Source organism: Methylobacterium sp. E-066, from assembly GCF_022829635.1.
In the GTDB taxonomy this organism is placed as follows: Bacteria; Pseudomonadota; Alphaproteobacteria; order Rhizobiales; family Beijerinckiaceae; genus Methylobacterium.
The window spans coordinates 53,926-66,868 of sequence record NZ_JAKSYO010000193.1 but is presented as its reverse complement, the minus strand read 5'-3'; the positions used below and the strand labels follow the sequence as shown (position 1 = coordinate 66,868).

The 12,943-nt window shown below is 70.7% G+C and carries 9 protein-coding genes; 8 read left to right on the top strand and 1 reads right to left on the bottom strand.

Annotated elements, in window-relative coordinates:
* Positions 1–9: 9 nt before the first annotated feature.
* On the bottom strand, positions 10–597 hold the full coding sequence (locus tag MKL20_RS29055; protein ID WP_244039590.1) for a hypothetical protein: 588 nt from the start codon (positions 595–597) through the stop codon (positions 10–12).
* Between the two features lie 198 nt (positions 598–795).
* Here MKL20_RS29055 and MKL20_RS29050 point away from each other — a divergent pair, with 198 nt between their 5' ends.
* The 8 genes from MKL20_RS29050 (at position 796) to cysG (ending at position 12,803) form a co-directional block, all read left to right on the top strand.
* Entirely contained in the window at positions 796–1,383 is a 588-nt protein-coding gene (locus tag MKL20_RS29050; RefSeq protein WP_007562443.1) for an ANTAR domain-containing response regulator, read from the top strand.
* Positions 1,380–2,393 carry a CmpA/NrtA family ABC transporter substrate-binding protein gene (locus tag MKL20_RS29045; RefSeq protein WP_244039589.1) on the top strand — a complete coding sequence of 338 codons (1,014 nt, stop codon included), beginning with the start codon at positions 1,380–1,382 and terminating at the stop codon, positions 2,391–2,393. The genes MKL20_RS29050 and MKL20_RS29045 overlap by 4 nt, the downstream gene beginning before the upstream one ends.
* Positions 2,394–2,488: 95 nt before the next feature.
* Positions 2,489–2,701 (top strand): hypothetical protein, encoded by a 213-nt coding sequence (locus MKL20_RS29040; protein WP_244039588.1) that lies wholly within the window; start codon positions 2,489–2,491, stop codon positions 2,699–2,701.
* Between the two features lie 678 nt (positions 2,702–3,379).
* The gene (locus MKL20_RS29035) at positions 3,380–4,633 is read left to right on the top strand and encodes an NAD(P)/FAD-dependent oxidoreductase (protein ID WP_244039587.1); all 1,254 of its coding nucleotides are present in this window, start codon (positions 3,380–3,382) and stop codon (positions 4,631–4,633) included.
* A gap of 103 nt (positions 4,634–4,736) precedes the next feature.
* Positions 4,737–6,548, top strand: a complete 1,812-nt coding sequence (locus MKL20_RS29030) for a NirA family protein (protein ID WP_244039586.1) — start codon at positions 4,737–4,739, stop codon at positions 6,546–6,548.
* Complete coding sequence (locus tag MKL20_RS29025; RefSeq protein ID WP_244039585.1) at positions 6,545–8,149, top strand: sulfite reductase subunit alpha; 1,605 nt, start codon at positions 6,545–6,547, stop codon at positions 8,147–8,149. The genes MKL20_RS29030 and MKL20_RS29025 overlap by 4 nt, the downstream gene beginning before the upstream one ends.
* A 267-nt stretch (positions 8,150–8,416) precedes the next feature.
* Positions 8,417–11,113 (top strand): nitrate reductase, encoded by a 2,697-nt coding sequence (locus MKL20_RS29020; protein WP_244039584.1) that lies wholly within the window; start codon positions 8,417–8,419, stop codon positions 11,111–11,113.
* Between the two features lie 232 nt (positions 11,114–11,345).
* Positions 11,346–12,803 carry a siroheme synthase CysG gene (cysG, locus tag MKL20_RS29015; RefSeq protein ID WP_244039645.1) on the top strand — a complete coding sequence of 486 codons (1,458 nt, stop codon included), beginning with the start codon at positions 11,346–11,348 and terminating at the stop codon, positions 12,801–12,803.
* Positions 12,804–12,943: the final 140 nt, after the last annotated feature.

Here is a 12,943-nt window from a genome sequence, read left to right as displayed (position 1 = left end):
CGACGCGCGTCAGCGCAGGCAGTCGGCCACCACCAGGGCGACGGAGCCCTGTACGGCCGCCGCGCCGTCGCGCATCAGGCTGGCCGCATCGCCGACGGCGCGGGCGGCGGGCGCCAGCCGTTCGGCCACCGAGGCGGCGAAAGGCAGGGCGGCGGGCGGCAGAAGCCCGGCTTCGTCCGCCTCCGGGGCCTCGGCGCGGCCGGCCGCCAGCGGATCGGTCACGCGCTGGGGTGTCTCCGGGCAGCGGCGACCGGGGCAGGGATGGCGGCCCGCGGTCGCGATATGCGACGTCGCCCGCGCCGCGAGCGCAGGCCTTGCGGCTTGAGTCGGGGCCAGGGGATACATTTCGGCGAAGGCCAGGGAGGCCGGGCGCCGAACCGTCTCCGGGATCGCCACCGGCTTGGCGAAGGCGGTGGGCGACGGGGCCTCGGGCGCGATCAGTTCGGCGCGAGCCTCCGGCGGGGTCGGCTGCGTCGATGAGGGGCAATAGAGGGAGGCGATGCCCAACATCGCCACCACCACCACGGTCGGCAGGAACGGCATCGACACGCGCCCGGTGGCGGCGTCCGTCAGGGCAAGCTGGTCTGGCCTGCGCATCCGTTTCACCATCCCCGCGATCGTTCCGAGAGGGCCAACATGCCCCCAGCATTGCGGCGGAAGCTGGACCGTTTCTTTGCCTGGCGGTAACGCTGGCGATCCCCGCGGGGCATACACCTTGCTTGGGCTATTGGCTTGGCCGGGGGCGCCCGGACCGGGCCGCCCCCTCTTGAGAAGACCCGCGCCGACCGGGCCCCGATGACCGAATCCAACCTCACCGTCGCCGTGATCGACCCGAGCCGCGCCCGTGCGGCGATCCTGGAGGAGGGCCTGCGCGCGGCCGGCATCGGCCGGATCGTGGTGATCCCCGACACGGCCGATCTGCTGGAGCGGATCACCGCCCTGAAGCCCGACGTGGTGGTGATCCACCTGGAAAGCCCGAGCCGCGATATCCTGGAACAGATGTCGGGCGTCTCCCGGCAGGTCGAGCGGCCGGTGGCGATGTTCGTCGACCGCTCGGACACCACCATGATGCAGGCCGCGGTCGATGCCGGGATCTCGGCCTATGTGGTCGACGGGCTGCGGGCGGAGCGGATCAAGTCGATCCTCGACATCGCGATCCTGCGCTTCAACGCCTTCGCGCGGCTCCAGCGCGAATTATCCGAGGCCCGCGGCGAGCTTGCCGACCGCAAGCTGATCGAGCGCGCCAAGGGCATCCTGATGAACCTGAAGGGGCTGACCGAGGACGAGGCCTACAAGCAGCTCCGGCGCAAGGCCATGAACGAGAAGCGCAAGATCGCCGACATCGCCCGGGCCATCGTCACCACGGCGGATCTGCTCGGATGAGGCTCCAGCTCGGCTACATCCCGCTCTGCGATGCCGCGCCGCTGATCGCGGCCCACGAATTCGGCTTCGCCCGCTCCGAGGGCCTGGAGCTTGACCTCTCGGCCGAGCCGTCCTGGGCGACCCTGCGCGACCGTCTGGCCCTCGGGCATCTCGACGGTGCGCACATGCTGGCGCCGCTGGCCCTGGCGAGCCGCCTTGCTTTGTCCGGGCCGCCGTCCGACCTGATCGTACCGCTGCAGCTCAGCGCCAACGGCAACGCCATCACGGTGTCCCGCGCGCTCTGGGCCGCGATGGAACCGGAGAGCGAGGCCCTGGCCGACGTGGCCCGCGCCTTCGCCCGGGTGGCGGCCGAGCGCCGGGATGCGGGCCGGCCGCTGACGCTCGGGACCGTGCATCCGTTCTCCTGCCACACCTACCAGCTGCGGCTGTTCGCGGAGGCCGGCGGCCTCGATCCCACGGCGTTCCGCACGGTCGTGGTCCCGCCCCAGCACAGCGTCGAGGCCCTGGCCCGAGGCCTCGTCGACGGCTACTGCACCGGCGCCCCCTGGAACGACGTGGCCGTGGCGGCAGGCCACGGGCGGATCGCGGCCTTCGGTTGCGACCTCGCCCCGGACGCCCCCGAGAAAGTGCTCGCCCTGTCCGCGCGGCTCGACGGCGCGACGCTGCCCCTGGTCCGGGCGGTGGCGCGGGCCGGGCAATGGTGCGCCGACCCGGCCAACCGCGCCGACCTGATCCATCGCCTCGCCCACCGGACCTACCTCAACCTCGATGCCGAGTTGATCGGCCGGGCCTTTGCGGGCGACGCGATCCTGGATTCGGCCGGCGCCACCCGGCCGGTGCCGGGACATCTCGACCTCGGCGCCTCCGTGCAGGCGCCGCGTCCCGAGGCCGCAAGCTGGCTCGTGGCGCAGATGCGCGCCTCTCGGCAGATCTCCCGGGACGACCGCCTCGATTCGGAGGCGGCCACGGTCTTCTGGCCCGATCTCTACCAAGCCGCCCTGGCGCCCTGAGGGCGATAGACAAAACGGCGATTTCGTCAGCGACGTGATGTCCGAACACAGTCGAGCGCGGAACGTTACCGGGTCTCAGCCGTTTCCCGATCGCCATGCCCGGATGCCGTAAACTCGATACCGACTCGTCGACATCGCATCCGCCGAGGCGGGTCGAGCTTCGACGCTATGTTCGCCGCGGCGCCAAGGCCCCGCGCGCCAGCAACGACAACCGCCGTCCCGGCGGTGTCCCCGCCTGGTATTGGGTCCTCGTGGCCGGCGCGATGCCGACTCTGGGCCTGCTGGCGATGCTCTCGACGCTGATCTGATCCGGCCCAAGCGTCGGATTCGATCTTGCAGGGCTCGAGTGCTCCTCCCACGCACGCCCTCATCCTGAGGTGCCGGAGCGCAGCGGAGGCCTCGAAGGAGCCCTCCAGCCAGCCACGCGATCCCTGGATGGCTCCTTCGAGGCTCGCTTCGCTCACACCTCAGGATGAGGTGGAGGGTTGGACCTTGTTGTCGCGGACCTCCCGGTCCTAGCGAGGCAACTCAGCGCGGCGCACGATCTCCAGGTGCAGCATCTCTTCGCCGCTTCGCTGCGCCTGCGATGACGGCGTAAAACCATCTGGCCGCTCTCGGTCTCCGATGATCAAACGGTAGCCCAGACACCCTCCCTTGCCGCCGCGCTGATCGTTTAAGCGACCGCCCGCCTGCTTTTTGTGCAGTGCGGTCTCGCCCCTCATAGCGCGAGGGCGCCTCTGTGACGGCGACATTTGATCAACACTTGTAATAACTTGGAACTGCGCCCCGCGCTTGGCATGGGATCTGCTTTGATACTCGCGTCCGTCAACGACGACGGGCAGCGCCGTCAGCGAGGCCGCTGATCCGGTTCTCCTGAGGCTTAAAGCCTGCCCGGGGGATGACCGGCAGCGGCTTTTTCGTGGGCGGTCCGCCGACGATCCTGCACTCGAGGTTCCAGACGCGATCCAGAGATGGCGACATCCCCCATGGACACCAGCGCACACGATGCGCGCGCCGAGACCGGCTTGCCACGCGAGCGGCTCGTCGTGGTCGGCAACGGCATGGCCTCGCTTCGATTCCTCGAGCGCCTGACCGAAGGGTCACCTGGCCGCTTCGACGTCACCTGCGTCGGCGCCGAGCCGAAGGCGGCCTATAACCGGGTTCTGCTCTCCTCGCTGCTCGGCGGCGAAGTCGACGAGGCAGCCTGCGAGTTCCGCGGCCTTGACTGGTACGCCGCCCACGGCATCCGCCTCATTACCGGCGCCCCGGTCACCCAGATCGACCGCGAGAACAGCTTGGTCATGGTCGGCGAGACCCATGTCCTGCCCTTCGACAAGCTGGTCCTCGCCGTCGGCTCCCTGCCGATCCGGCTGCCGAAGCCAGGCATGGAGCTGCCGGGCGTCATCACGTTCCGCGACCTCGCCGACGTGGCCGCGATCCGCAAGGCCGCCGTGCAGCATGCCCGGGCAATCGTCATCGGCGGCGGCCTGCTCGGGCTCGAGGCTGCGGTCGGGCTGGCGCGGCTGGGGGTCGACACCACGCTACTCCACGTCATGGACCGGCTGATGGAGCGCCAGCTCGATCACCACGCCGCCGGTCTGGTGAAGCGCGCCATGGAAGCCCGCGGCGTCCGGGTGATCCTCAAGGCCGACACAGCCCGGGTCGAGGGCGACGGCAAGGTCGAGCGCCTCGTCCTCGCCGACGGGACCGTGCTGCCGGCCGACCTCGTGGTGATGTCGGTGGGGGTGCGCCCCTCGATAGCCCTGGCCCAGGGGGCGGGGCTGGAGATCGGCCGCGGCATCAAGGTCGACGACCGGATGACCACCTCGGATTCGCGCGTCTTCGCGCTCGGCGAATGCGCCGAGCATCGCGGCCTGATCTACGGGCTGGTCGAGCCGGCCTACGAGCAGGCCGACACCCTGGCCCGGCACCTCGCCGGCCACAACGCCGCCTATGCCGGCACGTCGCTCGCCACCAGCCTCAAGGTCTCCGGGCTGCCGGTTTTTTCCGCCGGCCTCGTGGACACCCCCGAGGATGCCGAGGCGATCGTCCTGTCCGATCCCGGGGCCGGGCTCTACCGCAAGCTGCTGGTGCGGGAGGGCCGGCTGATCGGCGCCGTGTTCGTGGGCGACATCGCCGAGCAGGGCGCCTGCAAGGGCCTGATCCGCTCCGGCGATCCGGTCGAGAACCTCGATGATCTGATGTTCGGGCGCCCGGCGCCCGAGCAATTGGCTGCTTAGTTCCCGCTGCCGATCGGCAGGGGGTACTAAGCCTTTGATTTCACACGCTCGCTTACGCCGAACCGGCATCCACTTCGGCGGCGAGCGATCCAGGGAGGCGCAGATGGCCGAGACCACCACACAGACCGCCCCGGACGGCTTCAACCCCGAGCAGAAGCGCTACCTCGAAGGCTTCGCCTCGGGCGTCGCCGCGGCGCGCCTGACCGGCGGCTTGGCGATCGGGCAGGGCCCGGCCGCGCCGGCCGAGCCCACCGGGCCGGACGCGATCCACCTCAAGGCGCAGGACAAGACCGTCAAGGACGGCGGCAAGCTCTGCGAGCAGGAGAAGTGGAAGCGCGCCGAGAACCCGTTCGACGGCCATAACCGGCTGATCGCGGACGCGGCCGCGGGCAAGCAGCCCAAGCCCGAGGACAATTTCCGCTGGCGCTACCACGGCCTGTTCTGGGTCGCCCCGAACCAAGTGAGCTACATGGCCCGCCTGCGGATCCCCAACGGCATCCTGCACCATTGGCAGTTCGCAGGCGTCGCCGACCTCGCCGACCGGCACGGCGGCGGCTACGTCCACGTGACGACGCGCGCCAACCTCCAGGTGCGCGAGATCAGTCCCGAGCACGCCCAGCCGTTCCTCGACGGGCTCGTCGATATCGGCCTCACCGCCCGCGGCTCGGGCGCCGACAACATCCGCAACGTCACCGGCTCGTCCACGGCCGGCATCGACAGCCAGGAGCTGCTGGACACCCGCCCGCTGGCGAAATCCTGGAACAACTGGATCATCAACGACCGCTCGCTCTACGGCCTGCCGCGCAAGTTCAACGTCGCCTTCGACGGCGGCGGCGTGATGCCGACCCTGGAGGAGACCAACGATATCGGCTTCCAGGCGGTCGAGGTGCTGGAGGGTGCCGCGGTGGCGCCGGGCGTGTGGATGCGCCTCGTCCTCGGCGGCATCTCCGGCCACCGGGACCTCGCCCGCGACACCGGCATCGTGCTCAAGCCCGAGGATTGCAACGCGGTGGCGGACGCGATCATCCGGGTGTTCATCGAGAACGGCGACCGGACCAACCGCAACAAGAGCCGGATGAAATACGTCCTCGACGCCTGGGGCTTCGACAAGTACCTCGCCGCCGTCGAGGACAAGCTCGGCCGCAAGCTCGACCGTGTCGATCCCGCCCATGTAGCGCCGCGCCGGCCCACCGACCGGTTTGCCCATGTCGGCGTGCACGCCCAGAAGCAGCCCGGCCTCAACTGGATCGGCGTGGTCCTGCCGGTCGGCAAGATGACCAGCGATCAGGTCCGCGCGCTCGCCGAGATCGCCCGCGAATGCGGCGACGGCCAGATCCGCCTCACCGTCTGGCAGAACTTCATCTTTTCGGGGATTCCGGACGCGAAGGTTGCCGAAGTCGAGAGCCGCATTCTCGAACTCGGCCTTACCATCAAGGCGGCCGGCATCCGCTCCGGCCTCGTCGCCTGCACTGGCGCCCGGGGCTGCAAGTTCGCCGCCTCCGACACCAAGGGGCATGCGCTGATCATCGCCGACCATGTCGAGCGCACCGTCACCGAACTCGACGTGCCGGTGAACGTCCACCTCACCGGCTGCCACCATTCCTGCGCCCAGCACTACATCGGCGATATCGGCCTGATCGGCGCCAAGGTGGTCGTCTCCGAGGAGGGCGACACCGTCGAGGGCTACGACATCGTGGTCGGCGGCGGCTTCGCCGAGAACCCGAAGATCGGCACCGAGATCTGGAAGGCCGTGAAGGCCGAGGACGCGCCCTTCCGCGTCGAAGCGCTGCTGCGCACCTACCTGGCCCGCCGGGAAAGCCCGGACGAGAGCTTCCAGTCCTTCACCGCCCGCACCGGCGCCGAAGCCCTGCGGGACGCCGCCGAGGAACAGCCAGCCCTGAAGGCCGCAGCATGAGTGAGCACGTCGCGCCCCCCCTCGTCCTGATCCCCGAGACCGCGCCCTTCGACGCCGACCAGCGCTCGTGGCTCTCGGGCTACTTTGCCGCCCTGCTCGGCCCCGCCGTCACCGGGGCGACCGCCCTCGCGCCGGGTGAGGCGCTCCCGGGCGGCCCCAAGCTCGCCGACAACGACGACGCGCCCTGGCACGACCCCTCGGTGCCGATCGTCGACCGGATGGCGATGGCCAAGGATCGGCCCGAGCCGCAGAAGCTGATGGCCGCCATGGCCCAGCAGGATTGCGGCCAGTGCGGCTACAATTGCGCCGACTACGCCAACGCGATCTTCCTGAAGAACGAGGAGCGCCTGAATCTTTGCCAGCCCGGCGGCAAGGAGACCCTGCGCATGCTCAAGAAGCTGGAGGAGGAGTTCGTCGCCGCCAGCGGCGTGCCGGCGGCCCCGAAGGCCGAGGACGACGCCCCGAAGCCGGCGGCCGATCTCGGCCCGCTCGGCTTCTGCCGCGAGAACCCGGTCGAGGCCCTGTTCCTGTCCCGCCGCCGCCTCAACGATCCGGGCGGCGAGAAGGAGACTTGGCACATCGAGATCGGGCTCGACGGCACGCCGATCACCTACGAGGCCGGCGATTCGCTCGGCCTGTTTCCGGCCAACGCCCCGGCGCTGGTCGACGCGGTGATCGCCGAGCTCGGCGCCCGGCCCGAGCGCATGATCGGGACCAAGACCCTGCGCGACCACCTGCTCAAGGATTACGCGCTCGGTGCCGCGCCGGACAACCTCTACCAGCTGCTGTCGCTGCTGACCTCCGGCGCAGCCCGCAAGAAGGCGCAGGCTCTGGCCTCCGGCGAGGATCCGGACGGCGACGCCGCCTATCTCGACGTGCTCGGCGCCCTGCACAAGTTCCCCGGCGCCCGGCCCGACGCGGAGGTTTTTCTGGAGGCCCTCGACGAGTTGCAGCCGCGGCTCTACTCGATCTCGTCCTCGCCGAAGATGGATACCGGGATCGTGTCCCTGACCGTGGACGCGGTGCGCTATAACCACCGCTCGCGTCTGCGGCTGGGCGTCGCCTCCACGCATCTCGGCGAGCGCCTGCCGGAGCAGACCCACGTCAAGATCTACCTGCAGAAGGCCCACGGCTTCGCCCTGCCGGCGGACCTGTCCAAGGACGTGATCATGTGCGGCCCCGGCACCGGCATTGCGCCGTTCCGGTCGTTCCTGCGCGAGCGCGCCGCGACTCAGGCGCCGGGCCGCAACTGGCTGTTCTACGGCCACCAGCGCCAGGCCACGGACTTCTTCTACAAGGACGAGCTGAACACGCTGAAGGACGACAAGATCCTGACCCGCCTGTCGCTCGCCTGGTCCCGGGACGGCAGCGAGAAGACCTACGTCCAGGACCGGATGCGCGAGAACGGCGCCGATCTGTGGAAGTGGCTCGAAGGCGGCGCACATTTCTACGTCTGCGGCGATGCCAAGCGCATGGCCAAGGACGTGGAGCGGGCGATCATCGACGTGGCGGCCAGCCATGGCGGCAAGAGCCCCGAGGACGCGGTCGCCTATCTCGCCGCCCTCAAGAAGACCGGCCGCTACCAGGCCGACGTGTACTGAGCCGCGCCCTCTCCGTGCGGGCCACGGTGGTCACGCCGCGGTCCATGCGGAGCGCGACGCGCCCCCTCTCCCGTGCGGGAGAGGGTTGGGGTGAGGGGTCTGGTCTCTCCAGAGAGGTCGCATCCCTCACCCTGTCCCTCTCCCGCACGGGAGAGGGGACCCGCGCCCCATCCGGCAACGGGGGCGATCCACTCGCTGTCGGGTGACAGGGAGCGCGGCCCGCCTCTTGCGGCGGCCGTCGAACAAAAAACTTTCGAGGACCCAGCCATGACCCTGTCCGTGGCAGACCCGACGGTGCGGACGACCTGCCCCTATTGCGGGGTCGGGTGCGGCGTGCTCGCGACCCCGGACGGGAGCGGCGGCGCGGCGATCGCGGGCGACACCGAGCATCCGGCCAATTTCGGCCGGCTGTGCTCGAAGGGCTCGGCGCTCGGCGAGACCCTGTCGCTGGAGAACCGCCTGCTCCATCCGGAGGTCGATGGGGTCCGGGCCTCGTGGGACGTGGCGCTGTCGACCGTATCGGAAAAACTGCGCGCGGTGGCCGAGGCGCACGGGCCGGATGCGATCGCCTTCTACCTCTCGGGGCAGCTCCTCACCGAGGATTATTACGTCGCCAACAAGCTGGCGAAGGGCTTCATCGGCACGCCGCACGTCGACACCAATTCCCGGCTGTGCATGTCGAGCGCGGTGGCAGCCCACCGCCGCGCCTTCGGCTCCGACACGGTGCCGGGCTGCTACGAGGATCTCGACGAGGCCGACCTGATCGTGATGGTCGGGTCCAACACCGCCTGGTGCCACCCAATCCTGTTTCGGCGCATGGCCGACGCCAAGGCCCGGCGGGGCACCAAGTTCGTGGTGATCGACCCGCGCCGGACCCAGACCGGGCAGGAAGCCGACCTGTTCCTCGGGATCAAACCTGGCAGCGACGTGGCGCTGTTCTCGGGATTGCTCGTACACCTCGCCGATAACGGCTTCCGCGACCGAGCCTTCGTGGACTCCCACACCGCCGGGCTCGACGCCGCCCTCGACCGCGCCCGCCTCATCGCGCCGGACGTGGCCGCGGTCGCCGTTGCCACCGGCGTGCCGGCCTCCGACATCGCCGCCTTCTACGACCTGTTCGCCGGCACCCGCCGGGTGGTCACCGCCTTCTCGCAGGGGGTGAACCAGTCGGCGCAAGGGACAGACAAGGGCAACAGCATCATCAACTGCCACCTCATCACCGGCCGCATCGGCGAGACCGGGATGGGGCCGTTCTCCCTCACCGGCCAGCCCAACGCCATGGGCGGGCGCGAGGTCGGGGGCTTGGCCAACATGCTGGCCGCGCACATGCACTTCGCCCCCGAGGAGGTGGACCGAGTCCGCCGGTTCTGGGGCGCTCCGCGGATCGTCACCGGCGAGGGCATGAAGGCAGTTGCCCTGTTCGAGGCGGTCGCCCGGGGCAAGATCAAGGCCCTGTGGGTGATGGGCACCAACCCGCTGGTCTCGATGCCGCAGGCCGATCGGATCCGAGAGGCCCTCAAGGGGCTCGAACTCTACGCCGTCTCCGAGGTGATGGCCGATTCCGACACGGTGCTGGGCCTCGGCAAGACCACGGTGCTGCTGCCGGCGCTCGCCTGGGGCGAGAAGGACGGCACGGTCACCAATTCCGAGCGGCGGATCTCCCGGCAGCGCCGGTTCCTGGCCGCCCCCGGCGAGGCGCGGGCCGACTGGGCGGTGCTGTCCGAGGTCGGCCGCCGGCTCGGCCACGGCCGGGCCTTCGCGTTCGACTCCGCGGCGGCCGTGTTCCGTGAGCATGCCACGCTCTCGGCCTACGAGAACAACGGCACCCGCGACTTCGATCTCGGCGCACTCACCGACATCAGCGACGCCGCCTACGACATCAACCTGCCGGTGCAATGGCCGATCCCGAAGCGCTCCGGCCCGAAGGGCGCGCCGCAGGGCAAGGCCCGGCTGTTCGGCGACGGCCGGTTCTACACCTTCGACCGGCGCGCCCGCTTCGTGGCGGTGCAGCCGCCGGGCCTGGCGCAGGCGGTCTCGGAGGATTTCCCGTTCGTGCTCAACACCGGCCGGGTACGCGACCACTGGCACACGATGACCCGGACCGGGAAGAGCCAGCGCCTCTCGGCCCACCGCGCCGTCCCGTTCGTCGAGGTGCACCCCGATGATGCGACCACCTTGGGCCTGACCGAGGGCGGCATCGCGCGTCTGCGCACCGAGCACGGCGAGGCCGAGCTTGAAGTGATGATCACCGACACCGTGGTGCCGGGCGGCCTGTTCATGCCGATGCACTGGGGCAGCGCCTACGCGTCGAAGGCCCGGGTCGGCGCCCTGGTCCGCGGCGTACCGGATCCGGTCTCGGGCCAGCCCGAGCTGAAGGCGACCCCGGCCGCCCTGGAGCCCGTCGCCTACCGCGCCCGGGGCTTCCTGCTGTCGCGCCGGCAGGTGGCGCTGCCGGAGGGCTGGTGGTGGGCACGGGCGTCGATCACCGGCGGCTGGGGCGTGCAATTCGCCACCGCAGCGAGTTCCAGCGCCGTGGCGCTGCTGGTGCGCGGGCTGATCCAGAGCGACGCGCTGGCCGGCTTCGAGCTGGCCGAATACGCCGACCACGCCCGCGACCGCTACCGCTGCGCGGTCTATGACGGCGCCCGGCTGGTCGCCTGCCTGGCCTACGCCCCGGCGGAGGGCCGCCCCGACTGGGAGGCGGCCAAGGCCCTGTTCGCCATCGAGGAGCCCGAGGCAGCCGAGCGCCGGGCGCTGCTCTCGGGCCGCGCCGCCACCGCCTCGGCGGGTCCGGTGGTCTGCGCCTGCCACGGCGTCGGCGCCGACGTGATCGCCGCCACGATCGGCGCGGGGGCCGGGTCCGTGGAGGCCGTGGGCGCCGCCTGCAAGGCCGGCACGAATTGCGGCTCCTGCATCCCGGAGATCCGCAAGATGCTGACCCAGGAGACCGCCCGCGCCGCGTGATTTTCTGATATGATGGCACCTTGAGGACGGACCGGTCTATCCCATCCACACCCTCATCCTGAGGTGCGGCGAAGCCGCCTCGAAGGAGCCCTCCAGCCAGCTCCGCGATTCCTGGAGATCTCCTTCGAGGCGCAGCGATCTTCGATCGCAGGGCACCTCAGGATGAGGGGTATGGATGGGACGGCCGACAGGGACGACCCAGGACAGATTCGTGACCGAGACACAGGCCCCCCTGCGCGCAGCCCGCGCCCCCCGCGAGACCCAATCCGCCGGCCTCGAGCCGTTGGCGGTGCTGCCGGTGTTCGTGCCCCTGCGCGGCAAGCGGGTGGTGCTCGCCGGCTCCTCCGGCGGGGCACCGTGGAAGGTGAAGGTCCTGGCCGCGGCCGGCGCCCATGTCGACGTCTACGCGCCCGAGCCCAGCGACGAGCTGCGTGCGGTGCCGAGCGAGATCGTCGACGGGAGCGTCGCGCTGCATGAGCGCGCCTGGACGCCGGACGACCTCTGGGGCGCGGCCTTCTGCATCGGCGCCCTGGAGGACGAGGCCGACTGCGTCGCCTTCGTGGTCGCCGCCCGGGGGGCGGGCGCCATCGTCAACGCCGTCGACCGGCCGCACCTGTGCGATGTGAAGTTCGGCGCCATCGTCAACCGCTCGCCGCTGGTGGTCGGCATCTCCACGGAGGGCGCTGCCCCGGTCTTCGGCCAGACCGTGCGGGCGCGGATCGAGGCGATGCTGCCCCGTGGGTTCAGTCGCTGGGTCGGGGCCGCCCGCGACTGGCGGGACGGCGTCACCGCCCGGTTCCACGGGTTCAGTGAGCGGCGCAGCTTCTGGGAGCGCTTCACCGACCGCGCCTTCGCGGAGCCCGACCGGGCGCCGACGCAGCAGGATTTGGCCGAGCTGCTCGGCGAGACCGAGGCGGCGCCGAAGGGCGGCGCGGTGACGCTGGTCGGGGCCGGCCCGGGCGACGCGGAACTCCTGACCCTCAAGGCCCTGCGGGCGCTGCGCAACGCCGACGTGATCCTGTACGACGATCTCGTCGCCCCCGAGATCCTGGACTATGCCCGCCGCGAGGCGCGGACCATGCTGGTGGGCAAGACCGGCCACGGCCCATCGTGCCGGCAGGACGACATCAACGCCCTGATGGTGCAGCTCGCCCGCACCGGCAAGCAGGTGGTGCGGCTGAAATCCGGCGACCCGCTGGTCTTCGGCCGGGCCGGCGAAGAGATCGAGGCCTGCCGGGCCGCCGGCATCCCCGTCACCGTGGTCCCGGGTATCTCGGCCGCGCAGGGCGCGGCGGCGGCGCTGGGCCTGTCGCTGACCCACCGCGACGCCGCCCGTCGCCTGCAATTCGTCACCGGCCACGACCGCCGCGGCGCGCTGCCGGACGATCTGAACTGGGGCGCGCTCGCCGATCCGAGCGTGACCACCGTGGTCTACATGCCCAAGCGCACGCTGCGAGCGCTGCTCGCCCGGGCGGTGGACGAGGGGCTGGCGCCCTCGACCCCGGCTCTGCTGGTCTTCAACGTCAGCCGCCCGAACCAGGCCTCGCTGCGCGGCACCGCCGCCGACCTCGCCGACCGCGTCGAGGCCGCCGGCCTCGACGGACCGGCGCTGCTGATGGTGGGCGAGGCATTCTCGGAGACACGGGCGGCGGTACCGGCCGAGGCGGCGCCGGTGCGGGTGGCGATCTGAGGGACTGTTCGCAGCCGTCATCTCTGGCGCCAAGGCGTGATACGGATCTGGATCGGATCACGCATTCCACGCCGTCATTGCGAGCGCAGCGAAGCAACCTAGGGAAACGCCAACGTTCTGCAATCGCGAGCCGCCCTGGG